This is a genomic window from Halomonas denitrificans (assembly GCF_003056305.1).
GTDB lineage: Bacteria > Pseudomonadota > Gammaproteobacteria > Pseudomonadales > Halomonadaceae > Halomonas > Halomonas denitrificans.
In genome coordinates this window covers 223084-243251 of record NZ_PYVX01000001.1, presented here as the reverse complement: position 1 = coordinate 243251, position 20168 = coordinate 223084, and the positions used below count along the sequence as shown (strand labels likewise).

Sequence of the window (20168 nt, the reverse complement as noted above, 5' to 3'; positions counted from 1 at the left end):
ATGTTATGTTGTAACAATACCGCCATGCCCGCCTGGAGTTACCATGCCCGCACCCCTCTCCGCCATTCCCGTCCACCTGATCACCGGTTTTCTGGGCAGCGGCAAGAGTTCGCTGATCCGGCGCCTGATCGACCAGAAGCCCGACGACGAGCGCTGGGCCGTGGTGATCAACGAGTTCGGCCGGGTGGGCATCGACCAGGCGATGTTCGAGGCGCGTGACGACCTGGTGGTCAAGGGGCTGCCCGGGGGCTGCCTTTGCTGCCAGCTGGCCTTCGTGCTTCAGGCCTCGCTGGTGAACCTGCTGCATCGCCATCGCCCGGACCGGCTGATCATCGAGCCCTCGGGGCTCGGCCATCCGGCCGGCCTCATTGAGATGCTGCGCGGCGAGGGGCTGGGCGAGGCGCTGGCGGTGCACGACGTGATCGCGCTGCTCGACCCGCGCCGGCTGGATGATCCGCGCGCCCGGTCGCACGAGACCTTTCGCGATCAGCTGGTCATGGCCGACGGCGTGGCGCTGACCATGACCGACCTGGCCACACCCGAACAGGTCCAGGCGGCGAGGGAGTGGCTCGGCGCGCTCTGGCCGGCGAAGCGCTGGATTCGCGAGGCGCCCCATGGCGACCTGCCGCTCGCGCTGCTGGCGGCGGGCGGGCGCCACGCCGATGGCGGCGGGGGATCCGCCCCGGCGCCGCATCGGGCGGCGCGGGACGAGGCGCGCCACCCGCCGGCAGCGCCGGCCGCGATCGAGCGTGAGCCGGCCCCCGGTCGGCCGGTCCGCGAGGAGGGGGCGTCGCTCGGGCACGCGAGCCTGGGCTGGCGCTGGCACGCCGCGGAGCGCTTCGACCTGGATCGCCTCGCGGCGCGCCTCGGCGAGCTGCCCGCCGGTCTCCGGGTGAAGGGCGTGCTGCATACCACCGAGGGCTGGCGGCTCTACAACCGGGCCGAGGGCGTGGTCAGCCTCGGCGATACCGCCTGGCGGCGCGACTCCCGCCTGGAGCTGATCGGCGAGGCGGGGCGGCTGCCGGACCCCGAAGCGCTGGAAGTCATGCTCGAGGCGTGCCGGGCCAGGGGGTGAAGCGTCCGCCCCGCGGCGCGCGTCAGGCGAGCGGGAACGCCTGAAGTCGTGGCTCGGTGCCGTCCTCGACGACGATCTCCCAGCCCTGGTCCGGCTGCCAGTCGCCCAGCACCAGGCGCCTGGCCGGGGTGCCGTCGACCTGGAGGTCGTGCGCCGCCGGGCGATGAGTGTGGCCATGGATCAGGGTATCGACCCCGTGGTCGCGCAGCGCCGCGACCACCTCCTCGGGGGTGACATCCATGATGTCCTCGGCCTTGTTGGAGTTGGCCTCCCCGGACTGGTCGCGCAGCTGTTTCGCGAGCTGGAGCCGCTCGGCGATCGGCATGGCGAGGATCTGTGCCTGCCACTGCGGGTCCCGGGCCTGGCGGCGGAAGGCCATGTAGGCCTCGTCCCGGGTGCAGAGGCTGTCGCCGTGCATCAGCAGCACCGGCCGGTCGCCCAGGGTCACCACGCTGGGGTCCGGCAGCAGGCGGGCGCCGGCGGCGGTCGCGAAGCGCTCGCCGAGCAGGAAGTCGCGGTTGCCGTGCATCAGGTAGACGGCAGTGCCGCCCTCGGCGAGGCGCTTCAGCGCGGCGGCGACGCGGGCGGCCAGCTCGGCGGTGCCGGTCGGGTCGCCGGCGCCGAGGTCAAGCAGGTCGTCGCCGATCCACGCCTCGAAGAAGTCGCCGAGGATATAGAGGGCCTCGGCGCCGGAGGCACGTTCGTCGAGCCAGCGCAGGAAGCCGTCGGTGAGTTCGGAGGTGGCGGGCTGCAGGTGCAGGTCGGAGATCAGCAGGGTGGTCATGGTCGGCCCGGTTGGCAGGGGAAAGGGGGCGTCGGTGATGCGTGTCGGTTGGCGAAACGCATCACGCCCGCCAAGGGTCGGCGGGCGTGGCAGCGAACGTGGCGAGGCTCAGGCCTCGGCGTCGTCCTTCACGTAGGCCTTCTGGATGACCACGTCCTCGGCGGGCACGTCGGCGTGCATGCCGCGACGGGTAGTGGGCACCTCCTTGATCTTCTCCACCACGTCCATGCCCTCGACGACCTCGCCGAACACGCAGTAGCCCCAGCCCTGGATGCTCTTGCCGCTGTGGTTGAGGAAGTCGTTGTCGGCCACGTTGATGAAGAACTGCGCGGTCGCCGAGTGCGGGTCCTGGGTGCGGGCCATGGCCAGGGTGCCGCGGGTGTTCTTCAGGCCGTTGTCGGCCTCGTTGTCGATGGCCTCGCGGGTCGGCTTCTGGTTGAAGTCGCTGTCGAAGCCGCCGCCCTGGATCATGAAGCCCGGGATCACGCGGTGGAAGAGGGTGCCATCGTAGAAGCCGTCGCGCACGTACTGCTCGAAGTTGGCGGCGGTCTTCGGGGCCTGGTCGTGGTTGAGGGCGATGGTGATATCGCCGAAGTTGGTCTGCAGTACGATCATCGATCCGTTCCTGTGTGCGATGTAGGGAGCAATGGGGGATGCGCCTTGGCGCTGCCCATGGGCGTGGCGCTATAATAGCCGTTTTGCCTCGATGCGCGAAGGCGGGAGCGTGTCCGTCACGTCCTGCGCGGCGCATCGAGCCAGGCCCGCGATTCAACCAGAGGTTGCCCCACCGACATGACCACCGAGACTACCAGCGCGCCGAACTTCATCCGCAACCAGATCCGCGAGGAGATCGAGGCCGGGCGGACCGGGAAGATCGTGACGCGCTTCCCGCCGGAGCCCAACGGCTTCCTGCACATCGGCCACGCCAAGTCGATCTGTCTGAACTTCGGGCTTGCCGAGCACTTCGGTGGCGACTGTCATCTGCGCTTCGACGACACCAACCCGGCCAAGGAAGAGCAGGCCTACATCGACGCCATCAAGGAGGATGTCAGCTGGCTGGGCTTCGAGTGGGCGGGCCCGGTGCGCTTCGCCTCGGACTACTTTGACCAGCTCTACGCCTGGGCCCAGCATCTGGTGCGCGAGGGCAAGGCCTACGTCGACGACCTCTCCCCGGACGAGATCCGCGAGTACCGCGGCACCCTGACCGAGCCGGGCAAGCCGAGCCCCTATCGCGAGCGTGACGCGGACGAGAACCTCGACCTGCTCGAGCGCATGCGCGTGGGCGAGTTCGCCGAAGGCGAGAAGGTGCTGCGGGCGAAGATCGACATGGCCTCCCCCAACATCAACCTGCGCGACCCGATCCTCTACCGTATCCGCCACGCCAGCCACCATCAGACCGGCGACAAGTGGAAGATCTACCCCTCCTACGACTTCACCCACGGGCAGTCCGATGCCCTCGAGGGCGTGACCCACTCCGTCTGCACACTGGAGTTCGAGGATCACCGCCCGCTCTACGAGTGGTTCCTCGACAACCTGCCGGTGCCGGTGACCCCGCGCCAGATCGAGTTCGCGCGGCTCAACCTCAACTACACCCTGACCTCCAAGCGCAAGCTCAAGCTGCTGGTGGACGAGCAGATCGTCGATGGCTGGGATGACCCGCGCCTGCCGACTATCTCCGGCATGCGCCGTCGCGGCTACACCCCGGCCTCGATCCGCAAGTTCTGCGACATGATCGGCGTGACCCGCGCCGACGGCGGCCTGGTGGACATCGCCATGCTCTACCACGCCATCCGCTCGGACCTCGAGGACAACGCCCCGCGGGCCATGGCCGTGCTCAAGCCGCTCAAGGTGGTGCTGACCAACGTGGCCGAGGATCACGAGGAGGTCTACGAGGTGCCCGGCCACCCGGCCCGCGAGGACATGGGCGTGCGCCAGATCCCGTTCACCCGGGAGCTCTATATCGACGCCGACGACTTCATGGAGGAGCCGCCCAAGAAGTTCTTCCGCCTGGCGCCGGGCAAGGAGGTGCGCCTGCGCAACAGCTACGTGATCCGCTGCGACGAGGTGATCAAGGACGCCGCCGGCGAGATCGCGGAGCTGCGCTGCTCCGTGGACTTCGACACCCTCGGCAAGAACCCGGAAGGGCGCAAGGTCAAGGGCGTGATTCACTGGGTCAGCGCCGCGCACGGCGTGCCCATGGAGGTACGCCTCTACGACAACCTCTTCCAGGTCGAGCAGCCCGACAAGGACAAGGACGCCGACTTCCTCGACCACCTCAACCCCGAGTCGCTGGTCACCGTGCAGGCGATCGGCGAGCCGAGCCTCGCCGAGGCCACGCCCGAGAGCCGCTTCCAGTTCGAGCGGGTGGGCTACTTCTGCGCCGATCGCCACGCCTGCCAAGACGGCACCCTGGTGTTCAACCGCACCGTGGGCCTCAAGGACGGCTGGGCCAAGGTGAAGAAGCAGGAAAGCCAGAAGACCGCACAGGCCAACAAGGGGTGAGCATGAGCGCCGAGATGCAGATCTACAACACGCTGACACGCCGCAAGGAGCCTCTCACGCCGCTTGTGCCCGGCAAGGTGCGCATGTACGTCTGCGGCATGACGGTCTACGACTACTGCCACCTGGGCCACGCCCGGGTGATGGTGGCCTTCGACGTCATCACCCGCTACCTGCGCGCCCGGGGCTACGACGTCACCTATGTGCGCAATGTCACCGACATCGACGACAAGATCCTCAAGCGGGCCGACGAGAACGGCGAGAGCATTACTGCGCTCACCGAGCGCATGATCGCGGCCATGCACGAGGACGAGGCGCGCCTGTCCGTGCTGCCGCCGGACCGGGAGCCTCGCGCCACCGGTCACATCGGCGAGATCATCGCCATGATCGAGACGCTGATCGACAAGGGCTTCGCCTACGCCGCCGACAACGGCGACGTCTACTACCGGGTGCGCCGCTTCGAGCACTACGGGGCGCTGAGCAACCGTGACCCCGACGAGATGCGCTCCGGCGCCCGCATCGAGGTGGACGAGCACAAGGAGGATCCGCTGGACTTCGTGCTCTGGAAGGCGGCCAAGCCCGGCGAGGCGAGCTGGCCCTCGCCCTGGGGCGAGGGACGTCCCGGCTGGCACATCGAGTGCTCGGCGATGTCCACCTGCTGCCTGGGCGAGACCTTCGACATCCATGGCGGCGGGCCGGACCTGATGTTCCCCCATCACGAGAACGAGATCGCCCAGAGCGAGGCCGCCACCGGCCAGCGCTACGTCAACACCTGGATGCACGCCGGGGCGGTGCGGGTGAACCAGGAGAAGATGTCCAAGTCGCTGGGCAACTTCTTCACCATCCGCGACGTGCTCGAGCACCACGACCCGGAGGTGGTTCGCTACCTGCTGGTGGCGAGCCACTACCGCAGCCCGATCAACTACGCCCCCGAGTCGCTGGCCGAGGCCCGCAAGTCGCTGGAGCGCTTCTACAACGCTCTCGAAGGGCTGGCGCTCGAAGGGCTGGCCCTGGAGGCCGTCGCCCTCGACGAGTCGACGGCGGAGACGCTCGCGCCGTCGAGCGACGGCGGCCACGCGGCGCGCTTCGCCGCCGCCATGGACGACGACTTCAACACGCCCGAGGCGCTCTCGGTGCTCTTCGACCTGGCCCGCGAGGTTAACCGCGCCCGCAAGGAGGCGCCGGAGCGGGCCCCGGCGCTGGCCGCCGAGCTCAAGCGCCTGGGCGCGGTGCTGGGGCTCCTGCAGCAGGACCCGGCGAGCTTCCTCAAGGCCGGCGCCGCCGACCTGCCGCTCGCCGAGGCCGAGATCCAGGCGCGGATCGAGGCGCGGGCCGCGGCCAAGAAGGCCAAGGACTTCGCCCGCGCCGACGCTATTCGCGACGAGCTCGCCGCGCTTGGGATCATCCTCAAGGATTCCCGCGAGGGCACCACCTGGGTCTTCGAGGCGCCCGGCGACTGACCGCGGCCCGCCCCGAAGCCGTGAACGCGCGCCCGGTTCCTGCACGGCAGGGGCCGGGCGCGTCGCGTTTCGGGGCGGAGGGTCAGCGAGGCGGCGAGGGCGGCAACGGGATCTGGTGTGGCCAGTCGTCTGGGACCAGCATCAGGCGCCGCTCGCCGGTCTCGGGGTGACCAAGCGCCAGCTGCAGCGGCGCGCCGCCGGCCTGGAAGTGCGCCCTGAGCCGCCCGTCCAGGATCGACAGGGGCGCAAGCGTCTCGCCGCGGGGCAGGGCGAGCCAGTGCGGCTTGTGCAGCCAGGCGCCGCGCGTGCCCGGCGGCAGCCCGGCCCGCAGCCGGGGCCAGTCCCGGGCGCAGAGCCAGCGGCCGCGCAGGTGGTCGGGGGTGGCGTCGCGCGGCGCTGGCAGGGGCGCGTGCCAGGGGTAGAAGAGCACGCCCGGCATCGCCAGCCGCACGGGCGTGGCCGGTACGCTGCCCGAGGAGGGCGGCTCTGCCGGTTGGGCGGATGACAGCAGCGGCTGCAGCGCCTCGATGGCCTCCGGGGTGCGCGTGAGGCAGAGCTGGTGATGAAAGAGGTGGTCGCGCTTGGCGAGCAGGCTGTCGGCCCCGCCCGGGCCGATCCAGCGCGCCTGGCTGTCCGGCGCGCCGGGCCCCTCGTCGAGGCCCAGGTAGAACTTGATCGCCACCTCCAGGTGCACCGGGCGAGGGTCATCGCGCCGGGCGTAGAGCAGGTCCAGCTCGCCCAGGGTGCGCTTGCCCTGGTGGATGCGCAGGTTGTGGGCCAGCAGTCGCGTGGCCGGCGCCTCCTCGAGCAGGAACTGCCAGAGTCGCTCGTGATAGAGCCCCATCCGCCCGCGCAGGGTGGGGGCGAGGTGCGCCTCGAGGCGGCCCGGCGCGCGTTCGTGTTCCCGCAGCCAGGCCGCCAGCCGGTCGTCATCGGCGAGGCCCAGCTCGGCGCGGGTCGGGCGCGGGACGCCCGGCAGCGCGACGAGGCAAGGCGCGAACAGGATCCAGCCGAGGTCGCGGACCAGCGGGTGGCGGCAGTGATCGAGGAGGCGTTGCGCCGAGGCGGTGAGCGGCATGCTGAGGGTCCGACGTTGATGCCCGTGTCTGACATTGAAGCTATACAGGCCTTATACTCAGGATACATTCATAAGGAACCCGGTGAACATGATGATTCGTCCCCTGTCTCGCTGCGTCTCCCTGGCGGCCGCGTCGCTGATTGCCATCTCCACGGCCCAGGCGCAGGAGCCCGTGGTGGTGGCCTCCAAGATCGATACCGAAGGCTCGGTGCTCGGCCAGCTGATCCTGCAGCGACTGGAGGAGGGCGGCATCGAGGTCGAGGATCGCCTGCAGCTCGGCGGCACCAGCATCGTGCGCGAGGCGCTGCTGGCCGGCGAGATCGATCTCTACCCCGAGTACACCGGCAACGGCGCCTTCTTCTTCGACATGACCGACAGCCCGGTGTGGAACGACGCCGCCAAGGCCTATGACACCGTGCGCGAGCGTGACGCCGAGGCGAACGATCTCGTCTGGCTGACGCCCGCCGAGGCCAACAACACCTGGGCGATCAGCGTGCGCGGCGAGCTGGCCCGCGAGCACGGCCTCGAGAGCCTCGAGGACCTGGCGGACTACCTCGCCGACGGCGGCGACTTCAAGCTGGCGGCGAGCGCCGAGTTCGTGGAGTCGCCCCAGGCGCTGCCGGCCTTCCAGTCGGCCTATGGCTTCGAGCTCGACGAGGAGGAGCTGTTGATCCTCTCCGGCGGCAACACCGCGGCGACCATGCGCGCCGCCGCCCAGCAGACCAGCGGCGTCAATGCGGCCATGACCTACGGTACCGACGGCGGCCTGCAGGCCCTGGACCTGGTGGTCATGGACGACACCCTTGGCGTGCAGCCGGTCTATCAGCCGGCGCCTGTGGTCCGCGAGGCGGTCCTCGACCAGCACCCCGAGATCGCCGAGCTGCTCGACCCGGTCTTCCGGGCGCTGGACAAGGAGACCCTGCAGCGCCTCAACGGCGACGTGGCGGTGAACGGGCGCCCCCCGGCTGCCGTGGCCGCCGAGTTCCTCGATACCCTGGGCGACTGAGGCGACCTTGCCCGCCGAACGTCCCCGCCACAATGTCGTGCTGCTGAGCCTGTCGCTGGTCGGCCTGCTGGTCTGGCTGACCCTCGACACGGTGAGCGTGGCGCCCAACCGCATCGTGCCCGGCACCGCCCATGGCCTGGCAGCATCGCTCGGCTGGGCCGGCGCCCTGGTCTCGGCGCTGCCGCTGCTGGCGCTGGCGGCGCTCTCCCGGCGGCCGACGCCGGCGGCGCTGCTCCTCGCCCTGGGGCTCACCGTGCTGATGCTGGCCGCCTTGCCGCTCTGGCTCTCCCTGGCGGCGCATCGCCTGGTCGATCCCGGCGCGGCCGGGGCGCGCCTGGGCGTCGGCGCCGGCGTCTGGCTGCTGCTCTTCCTGCTGCTGATGCTGCTGGTGGAGCTGCGCGGTCGCCTGGCACTGTCGCGCCTGGCGGGCGTCGCTCTGCTGGCGCTGCCGCTGGCCGTGCTCGGGCTCTGTCTCAGCCGGTGGCTCGCGCCCCTGGCGCTGTGGCAGGAGTTCCAGGGGCGCCGCGACCAGTTCCTGGGCGCCGTCCTCGAGCACCTGGCGCTGGTCGGCGCGGCGGTCGGCGCAAGCCTCGTGCTCGGGGTGGCCGCGGCGCTCGCCATGCGCCGCTGGCAGGCCGCCCAGCGGATCGGCTTCGGCATGCTCAACGTCCTGCAGACCATCCCCAGCATCGCGCTCTTCGGCCTGTTGCTAGCCCCGCTCGCCTGGCTCTCGGCCCACGTCGACTGGCTGGCGGCGCTGGGGGTGAGCGGCATCGGCGCCGCCCCGGCGCTGCTGGCGCTGGTGGGCTACAGCCTGCTGCCGATGGTGCGCAACACCTTCGTGGCGCTGGAGGCGGTGGATCCCGGCGTCATCGATGCCGCCCGCGGCATGGGCATGAGCCGCGGCCAGGTGTTTCGCCAGGTGCGCCTGCCGCTGGCGCTGCCGGTGATCCTCGAGGGGGTGCGCATCACCACGGTGCAGGCCATCGGGTTGACCGCGGTGGCCGCGCTGATCGGCGCCGGCGGCCTCGGCACCTTCATCTTCCAGGGGCTCGGCCAGGCCGCCATGGACCTGGTGCTGCTGGGCGCGTTGCCCATCCTGGCCCTGGCGCTGGTCGCCGACGCCCTGCTCGGGGCCCTGACCGATACGCTACGCCCGGGAGGGGCCGCATGATCGATCTGATCCACGTCACCAAGCGCTTCGGCGATGCCGTCGCGGTGGACGACATCTCGCTGAGCGTGGCGCGGGGTGAGCTCTGTGTGCTGGTCGGCACCTCGGGCTGCGGCAAGTCGACCACGCTGCGCATGATCAACCGCCTGATCGAGCACAGCGAGGGCGAGATCCATATCGACGGCCAGCAGATTCGCGACTTCCGCGAGGAGCACCTGCGCCGGCGCATGGGCTACGCCATCCAGAGCACCGGGCTCTTCCCGCACTGGACGGTGGCCCGCAACATCGGCCTGGTGCCGCGCCTGCTCAAGTGGCCGGCCGCCAGGGTCAGGGCGCGGGTCGAGGAGCTGATGGGCCTGCTCGGGCTCTCCATGGCAGAGTTCGCCGACAAGTACCCCCACCAGCTCTCTGGCGGCCAGGCCCAGCGGGTGGGCGTCGCCCGGGCGCTGGCGGCGGATCCCGATATCCTGCTGATGGACGAGCCCTTCGGCGCCCTGGACCCGCTGACCCGGGAGGGCCTGCAGGAGGAGCTGCGCGCGCTGCAGGGGCGGCTCGAGAAGACCATCGTCTTCGTCACCCACGACATGGACGAGGCGTTGCGCCTGGCCGACCACCTGGTGGTGATGCACCAGGGGCGGATCAAGCAGCAGGGCCGGCCGCTCGAGCTCCTGCGCGAGCCGGCCGACGCCTTCGTCGAGTCGCTGCTGGGCGGCGAGGATCGCGGCCTGAAGGAGGCGGCGCTGCTGCCGGTCAGCCAGCGCATGCTGCCGCTGGGGCCGCGTCTGCTGGCGCGCGAGCGGATCGGCCAGCAGGCCAGCCTGCGCGAGGCGCTGTCGCTGATGCTGTGGCGCCATGCCGAGCGGCTCACCGTGGTCGACGACGACGACCTGCCGGTGGGCGAACTCTCCCTGCGCCGCCTGGTAGGAGCGCGCAGCGATGACTGAGGCTCGACGACTCGCCGTGCCACTGGGCTGGGTGGCGCTGCTGCTGGCCGCCACCCTGGGCATGGGGCAGCTGGAGGGGCTCTTTCGCCTCCTCGAGCCCGACAGCCGCCAGGTGATCTACGCCCGGGCCGACTTCCTGACCCTGCTCGGGCGCCACCTCACCGTGGTGGGGGTGGCGGCGGTGCTGGCCGTCCTGATCGGGGTCGGCGCCGCCATCGCCGTGACCCGCCCGCGGGGCCGCGACTTCCTGCCGCTGGTCAGCCAACTGGCCTCCATGGGGCAGACCTTCCCGCCGGTGGCGGTGCTGGCGCTGGCCGTGCCGGTGCTCGGCTTCGGCACCCTGCCGATCATCGTGGCGCTGCTGCTCTACGGGCTGCTGCCCATCGTGCGCAACACCCTGGCGGGCATCCTCGGCATCGACCCCTCGGTGCGCGAGGCGGCGCGCGGCATGGGCATGAGCAGCGGCCAGATCCTTCGCCAGGTGGAGCTGCCCCTGGCCGCCCCGGTGATCCTTGCCGGCATCCGCACCTCGGTGACCATCAGCATCGCCACCGCGGCGATCGGCGCCACCGTGGGGGCGAGCAACCTGGGCGATCCGATCATCTCGGGCATCGTCAATGGCAACACCGCCTACGTGATCCAGGGGGCGCTGCTGATCGGGCTGCTGGCGATCAGCGTCGACAGCCTGTTCAGCCGCCTGCCGTCCCCCGGCGGGCGCTGAGCGCCTCGCGCCCGCGCTTCGTGCTACGTCCAACTCTCTCCTGAGTGCTGCTCGCACGCATGCAGCACGCGGCGTTCCCTCGTGCGATGGGGGACTACCCAAGAAGAACAGTTTACGTTAACGTCAATCCTGTTGCGTTGACCGGCCCCGGGGCGACCCCCTGGCGGAGCGGAACATTAAAGACAACACTGCCCCCAAAAGGGGCACAGGATCATGACGATGACAACAACAGCGGACATCCACGAGCCGACCTTCCTGGCCGGTGACGAGTTCAGCATTCCGACCTTCCGGCTGCTCCAGCAGGACGGCACCCTCCACGAGGGGGCGAAGGCGCCCGAGCTCGACCAGGAGCAGGCGCTGGCCATCTACCGCGCCATGGTCGCCACCCGGGTGCTCGACGAGCGGATGCTCGCCGCCCAGCGCCAGGGACGCCTCTCCTTCTACATGCAGTGCACCGGCGAGGAGGCCGCGGTGATCGGCGCCACGGCGGCGCTGGACGACGCCGACATGATCATGGCGCAGTACCGTGAGCAGGGCGCCCTGATCTATCGCGGCTTCACCTTCGACGAGTTCATGAACCAGCTGTTCGGCAACGAGCTCGACTACGGCAAGGGCCGCCAGATGCCGATCCACTACGGGTCGCGCAAGCTGCACTACATGACCATCTCGTCGCCGCTGGCGACCCAGATCCCCCAGGCCACCGGCTACGCCTACGGCCAGAAGCTCGCCGGCGACGGCCAGTGCACCACGGTGTTCTTCGGCGAGGGGGCGGCCTCCGAGGGCGACTTCCATGCCGCCCTGAACATGGCGGCGGTCCACGAGGTGCCGGTGATCTTCTTCTGCCGCAACAACGGCTATGCGATCTCCACCCCCTCCATCGAGCAGTTCGCCGCCGACGGCGTGGCACCACGGGCCTTCGGCTATCGCATGCACGTGATCCGCGTCGACGGCAACGACATCCTGGCGGTCTACGCGGCCACCCGCGAGGCGCGCCGGATCGCCGTGGAGCACAACCAGCCGGTGCTGATCGAGGCCATGAGCTATCGCCTGGCCGCCCACTCCTCCTCGGACGACCCCTCCGGCTATCGCTCCAAGAAGGAAGAGGAGGCCTGGCGCGAGAAGGATCCCATCCTGCGCATGCAGCGCTGGCTGGGCGACCTGGGCTGGTGGAGCGACGACGAGGAGAAGGCGCTCCAGGAGAGCCTGCGCCGCGAGGTCCTGGAGACCATGAAGCGGGCCGAGAAGCGTCCGCCGCCGCCGCTGGACAGTCTTGTGACCGATGTCTACGCCGACGTCACCCCGGAACTGCAGCGACAGCTCGATGCGCTCAAGCGCCACATCCGCCAGTACCCGGAGGCCTACCCCAAGGGGGCGCGTGCCCTGGACCCGGACGTGCAAGCCGATGCCACCGCGGCCAAGGGAGAGAAGTGAGATGCCGACCATGAACATGCTGCAGGCCATCAACAACGCCCTGGACATCGCCATGGGCGAGGACGACAAGGTGCTCTGCTTCGGCGAGGACGTGGGCAGCTTCGGCGGCGTCTTCCGCGCCACCAGCCACCTGCAGGAGAAGTACGGCCGCGCGCGCTGCTTCAACACGCCGCTGGTGGAGCAGGGCATCATCGGCTTCGCCAACGGCCTGGCCGCCCAGGGTTCGGTGCCGGTCGCCGAGATCCAGTTCGCCGACTACATCTTTCCGGCCTTCGACCAGATCGTCAACGAGACCGCCAAGTTCCGCTACCGCTCCGGCGATCTTTTCAACGTCGGCGGCCTGACCATCCGCGCCCCCTACGGCGGCGGCATCTCCGGCGGGCTCTACCACTCCCAGTCGCCGGAGGCCTACTTCGCGCACACCCCCGGCCTCAAGATCGTGGTGCCCCGCGATCCCTACCAGGCCAAGGGACTGCTGCTGGCCGCCATCCGCGACCCGGACCCGGTCCTCTTCTTCGAGCCCAAGCGGCTCTATCGCGCCGCCGTGGGCGAGGTGCCGGAGGAGGACTACCAGCTGCCCATCGGCGAGGCCGAGGTGACTAAGGAGGGCAGCGACGTGACCCTGGTAGGCTGGGGCGCCCAGATGGAGGTGATCGAGCGTGCCGTGGAGCTCGCCGAGAAGGACGGCATCTCCTGCGAGGTGATCGACCTGAGGAGCCTCCTGCCCTGGGATCAGGAGACCGTGGCCGAGTCGGTGTTGAAGACCGGCCGGCTGGTCATCACCCACGAGGCACCGCGCACCGGGGGCTTCGCCGGCGAGATCGCCGCGGCCATCCAGGAGCGCTGCTTCCTGTACCTGGAATCGCCCATCGCCCGGGTGACCGGCCTGGATACCCCCTTCCCGCTGACCCTGGAGAAGGAGTACCTGCCGGACCACCTGAAGATCGTCGAGGCCATCCGCGAAAGCGTGAATTTCTGACGACCGGATCCAGGACAGGAGAGACAAGATGACAGAGTTCAAGCTGCCCGATATCGGCGAAGGTATCGTGGAGTGCGAGGTAGTGGAGTGGCGCATCCAGGAGGGTGACGTCATCGAGGAGGACCAGCCGGTGGTCGAGGTGATGACCGACAAGGCGCTGGTCGAGATCACCGCCCCGGAGGCAGGGCGGGTGACCCGGCTCCACGTGCCCAAGGGCGAGATCGCCAAGGTGCACGCGCCGCTGTTCGCCTACGAGGCCGAGAGCGGCGAGGCCGGTGCCTCGGCCCCGGCGTCCGAGGCACGAGAATCCGAGCCCCGGGCCGACGAGCCCTCGCCCTCCGCTGCAGAGGCGGGCGCTCGCCCGGCCAAGGCCGCGACGGCCGCCGCCAAGGACTTCATCCTGCCGGACCTCGGCGAGGGCATCGTCGAGTGCGAGGTCGTGGAGTGGCGCATCGCCGAAGGCGACATGCTCGAGGAGGACCAGCCGGTCGTCGACGTGATGACCGACAAGGCCATGATGGAGATCACCGCTCCGGAGGCGGGGCAGGTGACCCGGCTCCACGTCGCCAAGGGCGAGATCGCCAAGGTGCACGCGCCGCTGTTCGCCTATGCGCCGGCCGACGCCGAGCCGGAAGGGGAGCCCGAGACGGCCGAACGCGAGGCGTCCGCGCCCGCCGCCTCGAGCCAGCCAGCCCCGCAGGCGGCCGCGACGGAAGCGTCGTCTGGCACGGTGGCCCGCGAGACGAGCGGGCAGGGGCCCCACGGGCGAATCCCGGCGAGCCCGGCGGTGCGCCGCCTGCTGCGCGAGCACGGGCTGCGCCTGGGCGAGGTGCCGGGCTCCGGCAAGCAGGGCCGGGTGCTGAAGGAGGACGTCCAGGCCTACCTGGCCCGCGGCGGGACTGCCGGCGCAGAAGCCCCGGCCGCCGCGGAAAGCCCCGCCGAGCCGGCCCGGGCATCCGCGCCCGCGAGCGCCCCGGGCGAGGTGCGCGTGGAGCCGATGCGCGGCATCCGCGCCGCCATGGCCCGCAAGATGGTCGCCTCGGCCTCCACGATCCCGCACTTCCAGTACGGCGAGGAGCTCGACGTCACGGAGCTTCTGGCGCTGCGCGAGCGCCTGAAGCCCGAGGCCCAGGCCCGGGACGCGCGCCTGACGCTGATGCCCTTCTTCATGAAGGCGATGGCGCTGTCGATCCGCGACTTCCCGATCCTCAACAGCCGGCTCAACGAGGCGGGCGACGAGATCCACTACCTGCCCTCGTGCAACATCGGCATGGCCGTGGACGGCAAGGCGGGCCTGATGGTGCCCAACGTCAAGGGCGTGGAGCGGCTGAGCCTGCTGGAGATCGCCGGCGAGATCCAGCGCCTCACCCAGGATGCCCGCGAGGGCCGGGTGGCCTCCGCGGACCTGCAGGAGGGAACGATCAGCATCTCCAACATCGGCGCGCTGGGCGGTACCTACGCGGCGCCGATCATCAACGCCCCGGAGGTGGCGATCGTCGCCATCGGCAAGACCCAGTGGCTGCCGCGCTTCGACGCCGACGACAACGTCGTCAAGCGGGCGATCATGACCGTCACCTGGGCGGGGGATCACCGGCTGATCGACGGCGGCACCATCGCCCGCTTCTGCAACGCCTGGAAGGGCTATCTCGAAGCCCCGGAGACGATGCTCCTGCACCTTGGATAAGCGCGCCTTTCACGGCTCCTCGCCATGCCGGATACCGGGGGCAAGGCGAAGCGAGGGTCCTTTGCCAAGGATGGCAAAGGTAGCGCCCAGGGATGGGTTCACAGCGCCCTCGCGAAGACTTGCCGACGGGATCTGATCCACTGGGTTGTGCAAGGAGTCCCATGTCATGACGCAGGCGTCCCTGCAGCAGTTCTACATCCCGGAAGAGCAGTCGATCTACCTGCTCAGCCACGACGACGCCCGCAAGCTCAAGGCGTGGGTGTCGCTGTGCCAGGCCCAGCTCGAGCAGCTGGGCTACCGGGGCATCGAGCTGATCGGCAAGGGCGCCTACGGCTTCGTGTTCGCCGGCTTCACCGGGGTGGGCGAGGAGTACGTCTTCAAGTTCACCCGGGTCAACCTGCCCCAGCGCCTGCAGGACCGCCTCGAGGAGGAGGCCTTCATGCTGGAGCAGGTCGACCACCCGCGGGTACCGAAGCTGATCGTCTTCCAGCGGGTCCGCCGCCAGTCGATCCTGGTGATGCAGCGGGCGCCGGGCTACAACCTCGAGGAGGTCTCGCTGCAGCGGGGGCGGCTCTCGCCGCGCCTGGTGGTGCGCATCGCCGACCAGCTGGCCGATATCCTGCGCGCCCTGCGCCGGGAGAGCGGGCCCGCCGGCAAGCCGGTGGTGCACGGCGACATCAAGCCCTCCAACCTGGTCTTCGACGCGCAACACGAGACCATCGCGCTGATCGACTGGGGCTCCTCGGTGTTCGCCCAGCTCGATGCCAACCAGCAGTTCGTGGCGACCAACGTCATGGAGCTGATGTCGGACAACCTGCAACAGACCAACGCCCGCCTGGGCGACGTCTATTTCATCGGCGAGGAGCAGCTCAACGGCGCGCTCTCCTCGCCGCGCTTCGACGAGCAGGGCGCGGCGGCGACCCTCTATGCGCTGGCCTCGGCCCAGTCCTGCCGCTTCGGCCACCGGGCCATCCCCGCCACCTCGCTCGGCCTGCCCCGGGAGTTCGCGCGCATGCTCGACGGCATGCTCGATCCCGACCCGCAGACACGCCGGCGCGCCGGCGATCACTTCATCCGCGAGATGCCGCGCCTGGGGCGGTTGGTGATGCTCGACCTGCCCACGCCCCAGGAGGCGCCGCTGGTGCCGGTCTGGAGCCGGCCCGCCGGGCGCGAGATCGACACCGTGGTCTACAGCTCGCGCAAGTCCTTCCTGCGCGAGGAGGGCGGTCGCGAGACGCTCAACGACGTCAACGACGTCCAGCTCGATCGCTACTACAAGAACTTCATGCAGAACATGGGCGAGACCGAGAAGGCCTTCCTGGCCGCGGTCAGCCGGCTCGGCCGCTACCCGGTGGTCGGCGGGCTGGCGGTGCGCTGGGAGGCCGAGGGCGTCTACATCGACACCTCGCTCAACCTCCACGACCCCGGCCTCAAGCCGGCCTTCATCGCCGCGGTCAACAACATGGTGACCCTCGCCCGGGCGATCCATCGCCGCGGGATCTTCAAGAGCTGCCTGTTCAATGCCCGCGACACCCTGCACCTGGAGCGGGAGAGCGTCGATCGCCCCTTCGTGCTCACCCCCGGCATGCGGCTGCACTACGAGGTCAGCGCGGTGCCGGAGCTCGAGGACCGCTCGCGCCTGCACAGCTACTTCGAGGATGGCCCGGACCCCGAGGAGTTCCTGGTGCTGCCCGAGGCGATCATCACCTCGCTGGAGGCGCTCAACGAGATCCACCACACCGGCATGATCATCTTCGAGGCGCTGCCCGAGCACCTGAAGATCCATAGCCACTACCGCCTGCTGGACCCCTCCCGGGAGGTGGAGTTTCGCCGCCGGCTCGAGGACATCCTCGATGCGGTGGGGCTGATCGAGGGGCTCGGGGTCTCGGGCTTCATGAAGATGCCCTACAAGGACACCCGCTTCTTCGCCCATATCGAACGCCAGCCCGAGCGCTTCTATCCGCGCAACCCCCGCCAGGCGGCGGAACTGTCGGCGACGCGCGAAAGCGAGTAGGGTATTCGCTCGCCGGGTTTCTCGTCGCACAGGGAGGTGGGTCGACGCTTATGCTCCAGCCGTTGCTGATCAAGCTGCTGGCCACGGCCGGCATCGTCATGCTGGTGGCGCTGTCGGTGGGGCGCCTGGGCCCGAGGCTCGGCGGCATCGTCGCCGGCACCCCGGTGATCCTCGGGCCCGGCTACTTCTTCATGCTGCGCGAGCAGTCGGCGGACTTCGTGCAGCAGGCCGTGCTCTCCACCCTGCAGGCGCTGGTGGCGACGCTGCTCTTCACGGTCTGCTTCGTGGTGAGCACGGCGCGGCGCACGGCTCTGCAGGGCCTGGCGCTCGCGAGCCTGCTCTGGGTGCCCGGCGCGCTGTTGTTCACCCGGCTGCCGGGCGGGCTGGTCGGCGTCGTCGTCGCCTACCTGGCGGTGCTTGCGATGGCGGAGGGGATCAACCGCCGGCTGCGGCTGGGTCAGCCGGTGGTGGTGGCCAGCACCGGCTGGGGCGACCTGGTGCTGCGCGGGCTGCTGGCGGGGCTGCTGGTGAGCCTGGCGACCACGCTCGCCGCGCGTTCCGGGCCGGCCCTCTCCGGCGTCATCCTCGGCTTTCCGGTAGGGATCCTGACCATCGCCTGGGCGCTCTCCGAGCGCTACGGGATCGACGTGGCCCGCACCACGGTCAGCATGACCCAGCGCGGCATGCTGAGCCTGCTCGCCTTCTGCGTCGTCAGCTACCTCGGCGTGGGCCACCTGCCGGGCCTGCTGGTCTTCGCCCTGTCGCTGGCCTCGTCGATGGCGACCAGCGGCCTGCTGTTCATGCTAAGCCTGTGGCAGGCGCGGCGGCGCTACCCGCGCTGCGCGGCCTAGCGCCGCCGAGAGAAAGCCGTTACGGCCTGCCTAGAGCGAGGCCGCGCAACGCGCGGCCTGGTCGTAGAGGCCGGACATGGCGCGCAGCAGGCCCGCCAGGCGGCTCATCTCCTCGCGCTCGATGCCCATGGAGGCCAGCGAGTCGACCAGGCAGGCCTCGCGGATCTCGGCGTAGCGGCTGCAGGCCTCACGGCCCAGGTCGGTGGTGCGAAACAGGCTCTCCTTGCCCTGCTTCTCGCCGGCCACCAGTCCCAGGCGCCCCAGCTTCTTCAGGGCGTAGGTCACCGTGTGGGTATCCTCGACGTTGAGCACCAGGCAGATGTCCGCCTGGCGCTTGGCCCGCTCCCGGTGGTTGACGCTGTGCAGCACCAGCACGTCCAGGGCGCCGAGCTCCGGGTAGCCGCTGGCCGTCATGCAGCGCACCATCCAGCGGTCGAAGGCATGCCCGGCGATGATCAGGCCGAACTCGAACTCCGAGGTCTCCTGGCTGCTGCGAGACAGGTGCTCCGAGGAGACGATGGGGCTGCGGGGTGTCCGTTCGCGCGTCATGTGCCGCTCCTTGTCGATGAGTCCAACGGTTCGATCAATTGCCCATGGCCTGGGGCAGCCAGGTCACGATGCCGGGGAAGAGGCTGATCAGCACCACGCCGAGCATCATCAGGAAGAAGAACGGCAGGGCGGCCCAGGCGATCGAGAGGATGTTGCGCCCCGTCATGCCCTGCAGCACGAAGAGGTTGAAGCCCACCGGCGGGGTGATCTGCGACATCTCCACCACGATGACCAGGTAGATGCCGAACCAGATCAGGTCGATGCCGGCGGCCTCGACCATCGGCAGCATGATGGAGGTGGTCAGCACCACCACCGAGATGCCGTCGAGGAAGCAGCCCAGCAGGATGAAGAACAGCGTCAGGGCCGCCAGCAGCATGACCGGCGAGAGCCCCAGGGTGCCGATCCAGGCGGCGAGCTCCCGGGGCAGGCCGGTGAAGCCCATGGCCGCGGTGAGGAAGGCGGCACCGGCGAGGATGAAGGCGATCATCGTCGAGGTGCGCACCGCACCAAGCAGGGCGTCGCGAAAGACCCCGCCGCTCATGTTGCCTTGGACCCGGGCCAGCAGCAGCGAGAGCACCACCCCCACGGCCGCCGCCTCGGTGGGCGAGGCGAGCCCCGCGTAGATCGAACCGATGACCCCGACGATCAGGGCCAGCAGGGGGATCAGCCGGCGCGCCCGGCGCAGCTTCTCGCCCAGCGGCAGGCCGGCCTCGGCGGGGGGCACCTTGTCCGGGAAGCGCCAGGACCAGAGCATCAGGTAGCCGGCGAACAGCGAGATCAGCAGCAGCCCCGGGAAGATGCCGGCCATGAACAGCCGCGCGATGGACTGGTCGGTGGCGACGCCGTAGACGATCAGGATGATCGACGGCGGGATCAGCAGGCCCAGGGTCGCGGAGCCGGCCAGGGTGCCGATCACCAGCTGCTCGTCGTAGCCGCGGCGGGTGAGCTCGGGAATGGTCATCTTGCCCATGGTGGCGCAGGTGGCCGCCGAGGAGCCGGAGACGGCGGCGAACAGGCCGCAGCCGACCACGTTGGTGTGCAGCAGGCGCCCCGGGATGCGCTGCATCCAGGGCGAGAGGCCGGTGAACATGTCGTCGGCGAGCCGCGAGCGGAACAGGATCTCGCCCATCCAGATGAACATCGGCAGCGCCGTGAGCTCCCAGCTGTAGCTCTCGCCCCAGACGTTGGAGGCGAGCACGTCGCCGGTGGGCACCGAGGTGAACTGCGAGAGCCCGAGCCAGCCCAGTCCCAGCAGCGAGAAGGCCACCCAGACGCCGCTGCCGAGCAGCAGCATCAGGGCGACGAAGAGGATCGTCATCATCACGAGCATGGTGTGTCTCCCGGGCTCATTCCTGGCCGCTGTCGTCGATGGTGAAGGAGGAGGGCCGGGTCACGGCGGTCACCAGGGTTGCCCACCAGGCCTCGGCGAGCGCCAGGCAGAACAGCACCACGCCGGTGAGCATGGCGGACTGGGGAATCCACAGCGGGATGCGCAGCAGGCCGTAGGAGGTCTCGTTGAAGGCGATGCTGTCGGCCAGCAGCCAGTAGAGGTACCAGCCGAGGTAGAGGGCGAGGATCAGCGCGATGCTCAGGCAGAAGACCTCGACGAAGGCGCGCGGGGCTGGCGAGAGCCGACCGACCAGCAGCGTCACGCGGATATGGCCGCCGTGCACGAAGGTATAGGCGAGCCCGAGGAAGCTGGCACCGACCAGCAGGAAGCCGGAGATCTCGGCGAGGCCGGGAATCGCCAGGCCGATGCGGTCGCCGCCGAGGGCGGTGGCAAAGCGGTCGACGAGGCGGCCGAGGATCTGGGCGGTGATCAGCGCGCAGATCAGGCACAGGCAGAGGGCGGCCAGGTAGCCGCCCAGCTGGTAGAGGGGTCTGAGGCGATAGGTCATGGCAGGGTCCAGAGGCAGCTGCCG

At 69.9% G+C, this 20168-nt stretch carries 18 protein-coding genes; 12 read left to right on the top strand and 6 right to left on the bottom strand.

Annotation, left to right across the window (positions count from 1 at the left end; genetic code table 11):
* The first annotated feature begins 43 nt into the window (after nucleotides 1–43).
* Nucleotides 44–1075: a CobW family GTP-binding protein gene (locus tag C9F13_RS01115; RefSeq protein WP_108444407.1), complete on the top strand. Its 1032-nt coding sequence runs from the start codon at nucleotides 44–46 to the stop codon at nucleotides 1073–1075.
* Between the two features lie 22 nt (nucleotides 1076–1097).
* On the opposite strand, the gene C9F13_RS01110 is transcribed toward C9F13_RS01115, so the two are convergent.
* Both C9F13_RS01110 and C9F13_RS01105 read right to left on the bottom strand, forming a co-directional pair.
* Nucleotides 1098–1859, bottom strand: coding sequence for a UDP-2,3-diacylglucosamine diphosphatase (locus C9F13_RS01110; protein ID WP_108444406.1), 762 nt, complete (start codon nucleotides 1857–1859; stop codon nucleotides 1098–1100).
* 108 nt (nucleotides 1860–1967) lie between these two features.
* Nucleotides 1968–2474 carry a peptidylprolyl isomerase gene (locus C9F13_RS01105; protein WP_108444405.1) on the bottom strand — a complete coding sequence of 169 codons (507 nt, stop codon included), beginning with the start codon at nucleotides 2472–2474 and terminating at the stop codon, nucleotides 1968–1970.
* A 177-nt stretch (nucleotides 2475–2651) separates the two neighbouring features.
* Between C9F13_RS01105 and C9F13_RS01100 the strand changes: the two genes are divergently transcribed.
* Both C9F13_RS01100 and cysS read left to right on the top strand, forming a co-directional pair.
* A complete protein-coding gene (locus C9F13_RS01100; protein WP_108444404.1) occupies nucleotides 2652–4361 on the top strand; it encodes a glutamine--tRNA ligase/YqeY domain fusion protein in 1710 nt (569 codons plus the stop codon).
* Nucleotides 4362–4375: 14 nt separating this feature from the next.
* Entirely contained in the window at nucleotides 4376–5818 is a 1443-nt protein-coding gene (gene cysS / locus C9F13_RS01095) for a cysteine--tRNA ligase (RefSeq protein ID WP_211310905.1), read from the top strand.
* An 82-nt stretch (nucleotides 5819–5900) separates the two neighbouring features.
* On the opposite strand, the gene C9F13_RS01090 is transcribed toward cysS, so the two are convergent.
* The gene (locus C9F13_RS01090) at nucleotides 5901–6896 is read right to left on the bottom strand and encodes a DUF1853 family protein (RefSeq protein ID WP_108444403.1); all 996 of its coding nucleotides are present in this window, start codon (nucleotides 6894–6896) and stop codon (nucleotides 5901–5903) included.
* 91 nt (nucleotides 6897–6987) lie between these two features.
* On the opposite strand from C9F13_RS01090, the gene osmF reads away from it, so the two are divergent.
* The 9 genes from osmF (at nucleotide 6988) to C9F13_RS01045 (ending at nucleotide 17697) form a co-directional block, all read left to right on the top strand.
* The gene (osmF, locus tag C9F13_RS01085) at nucleotides 6988–7902 is read left to right on the top strand and encodes a glycine betaine ABC transporter substrate-binding protein OsmF (RefSeq protein ID WP_108445302.1); all 915 of its coding nucleotides are present in this window, start codon (nucleotides 6988–6990) and stop codon (nucleotides 7900–7902) included.
* Nucleotides 7903–7909: 7 nt separating this feature from the next.
* The gene (locus C9F13_RS01080) at nucleotides 7910–9076 is read left to right on the top strand and encodes an ABC transporter permease (protein WP_108444402.1); all 1167 of its coding nucleotides are present in this window, start codon (nucleotides 7910–7912) and stop codon (nucleotides 9074–9076) included.
* Nucleotides 9073–10017, top strand: coding sequence for an ABC transporter ATP-binding protein (locus C9F13_RS01075; RefSeq protein ID WP_108444401.1), 945 nt, complete (start codon nucleotides 9073–9075; stop codon nucleotides 10015–10017). Before C9F13_RS01080 ends, C9F13_RS01075 begins: the two co-directional genes overlap by 4 nt.
* A complete protein-coding gene (locus tag C9F13_RS01070) occupies nucleotides 10010–10738 on the top strand; it encodes an ABC transporter permease (RefSeq protein WP_108444400.1) in 729 nt (242 codons plus the stop codon). Before C9F13_RS01075 ends, C9F13_RS01070 begins: the two co-directional genes overlap by 8 nt.
* 213 nt (nucleotides 10739–10951) lie before the next feature.
* A complete protein-coding gene (locus C9F13_RS01065) occupies nucleotides 10952–12169 on the top strand; it encodes a thiamine pyrophosphate-dependent dehydrogenase E1 component subunit alpha (RefSeq protein WP_211310880.1) in 1218 nt (405 codons plus the stop codon).
* A 1-nt stretch (nucleotide 12170) separates the two neighbouring features.
* On the top strand, nucleotides 12171–13148 hold the full coding sequence (locus tag C9F13_RS01060) for an alpha-ketoacid dehydrogenase subunit beta (RefSeq protein ID WP_108444398.1): 978 nt from the start codon (nucleotides 12171–12173) through the stop codon (nucleotides 13146–13148).
* 28 nt (nucleotides 13149–13176) lie between these two features.
* Nucleotides 13177–14832 (top strand): dihydrolipoyllysine-residue acetyltransferase, encoded by a 1656-nt coding sequence (locus tag C9F13_RS01055; protein ID WP_108444397.1) that lies wholly within the window; start codon nucleotides 13177–13179, stop codon nucleotides 14830–14832.
* A 166-nt stretch (nucleotides 14833–14998) separates the two neighbouring features.
* Complete coding sequence (locus tag C9F13_RS01050; protein WP_108444396.1) at nucleotides 14999–16846, top strand: protein kinase domain-containing protein; 1848 nt, start codon at nucleotides 14999–15001, stop codon at nucleotides 16844–16846.
* Nucleotides 16847–16896: 50 nt separating this feature from the next.
* Nucleotides 16897–17697, top strand: coding sequence for a hypothetical protein (locus C9F13_RS01045; RefSeq protein WP_108444395.1), 801 nt, complete (start codon nucleotides 16897–16899; stop codon nucleotides 17695–17697).
* 30 nt (nucleotides 17698–17727) lie between these two features.
* Here the strand turns inward: C9F13_RS01045 and C9F13_RS01040 are convergent, their stop codons facing one another.
* From C9F13_RS01040 to C9F13_RS01030, 3 genes are read right to left on the bottom strand one after another with little or no spacing between them, the layout of a single operon-like run.
* Nucleotides 17728–18246: a winged helix DNA-binding protein gene (locus tag C9F13_RS01040; RefSeq protein WP_108444394.1), complete on the bottom strand. Its 519-nt coding sequence runs from the start codon at nucleotides 18244–18246 to the stop codon at nucleotides 17728–17730.
* A 34-nt stretch (nucleotides 18247–18280) separates the two neighbouring features.
* Complete coding sequence (locus C9F13_RS01035; RefSeq protein WP_108444393.1) at nucleotides 18281–19576, bottom strand: TRAP transporter large permease; 1296 nt, start codon at nucleotides 19574–19576, stop codon at nucleotides 18281–18283.
* Between the two features lie 16 nt (nucleotides 19577–19592).
* Complete coding sequence (locus tag C9F13_RS01030; protein ID WP_108444392.1) at nucleotides 19593–20144, bottom strand: TRAP transporter small permease; 552 nt, start codon at nucleotides 20142–20144, stop codon at nucleotides 19593–19595.
* Nucleotides 20145–20168 lie beyond the last annotated feature (24 nt).

What these genes read in the sequence shown, in the direction of transcription:
- C9F13_RS01090 (WP_108444403.1), bottom strand. Translation starts at nt 6,896, where the DNA reads ATGCCGCTCACCGCCTCGGCGCAACGCCTCCTCGATCACTGCCGCCAC.
- C9F13_RS01110 (WP_108444406.1), bottom strand. Translation starts at nt 1,859, where the DNA reads ATGACCACCCTGCTGATCTCCGACCTGCACCTGCAGCCCGCCACCTCC.
- C9F13_RS01035 (WP_108444393.1), bottom strand. Translation starts at nt 19,576, where the DNA reads ATGCTCGTGATGATGACGATCCTCTTCGTCGCCCTGATGCTGCTGCTC.
- C9F13_RS01040 (WP_108444394.1), bottom strand. Translation starts at nt 18,246, where the DNA reads ATGACGCGCGAACGGACACCCCGCAGCCCCATCGTCTCCTCGGAGCAC.
- C9F13_RS01070 (WP_108444400.1), top strand. Translation starts at nt 10,010, where the DNA reads ATGACTGAGGCTCGACGACTCGCCGTGCCACTGGGCTGGGTGGCGCTG.
- C9F13_RS01075 (WP_108444401.1), top strand. Translation starts at nt 9,073, where the DNA reads ATGATCGATCTGATCCACGTCACCAAGCGCTTCGGCGATGCCGTCGCG.
- C9F13_RS01055 (WP_108444397.1), top strand. Translation starts at nt 13,177, where the DNA reads ATGACAGAGTTCAAGCTGCCCGATATCGGCGAAGGTATCGTGGAGTGC.
- osmF (WP_108445302.1), top strand. Translation starts at nt 6,988, where the DNA reads ATGATTCGTCCCCTGTCTCGCTGCGTCTCCCTGGCGGCCGCGTCGCTG.
- C9F13_RS01030 (WP_108444392.1), bottom strand. Translation starts at nt 20,144, where the DNA reads ATGACCTATCGCCTCAGACCCCTCTACCAGCTGGGCGGCTACCTGGCC.
- C9F13_RS01105 (WP_108444405.1), bottom strand. Translation starts at nt 2,474, where the DNA reads ATGATCGTACTGCAGACCAACTTCGGCGATATCACCATCGCCCTCAAC.
- cysS (WP_211310905.1), top strand. Translation starts at nt 4,376, where the DNA reads ATGCAGATCTACAACACGCTGACACGCCGCAAGGAGCCTCTCACGCCG.
- C9F13_RS01065 (WP_211310880.1), top strand. Translation starts at nt 10,952, where the DNA reads ATGACGATGACAACAACAGCGGACATCCACGAGCCGACCTTCCTGGCC.
- C9F13_RS01100 (WP_108444404.1), top strand. Translation starts at nt 2,652, where the DNA reads ATGACCACCGAGACTACCAGCGCGCCGAACTTCATCCGCAACCAGATC.
- C9F13_RS01115 (WP_108444407.1), top strand. Translation starts at nt 44, where the DNA reads ATGCCCGCACCCCTCTCCGCCATTCCCGTCCACCTGATCACCGGTTTT.
- C9F13_RS01050 (WP_108444396.1), top strand. Translation starts at nt 14,999, where the DNA reads ATGACGCAGGCGTCCCTGCAGCAGTTCTACATCCCGGAAGAGCAGTCG.
- C9F13_RS01060 (WP_108444398.1), top strand. Translation starts at nt 12,171, where the DNA reads ATGCCGACCATGAACATGCTGCAGGCCATCAACAACGCCCTGGACATC.
- C9F13_RS01045 (WP_108444395.1), top strand. Translation starts at nt 16,897, where the DNA reads ATGCTCCAGCCGTTGCTGATCAAGCTGCTGGCCACGGCCGGCATCGTC.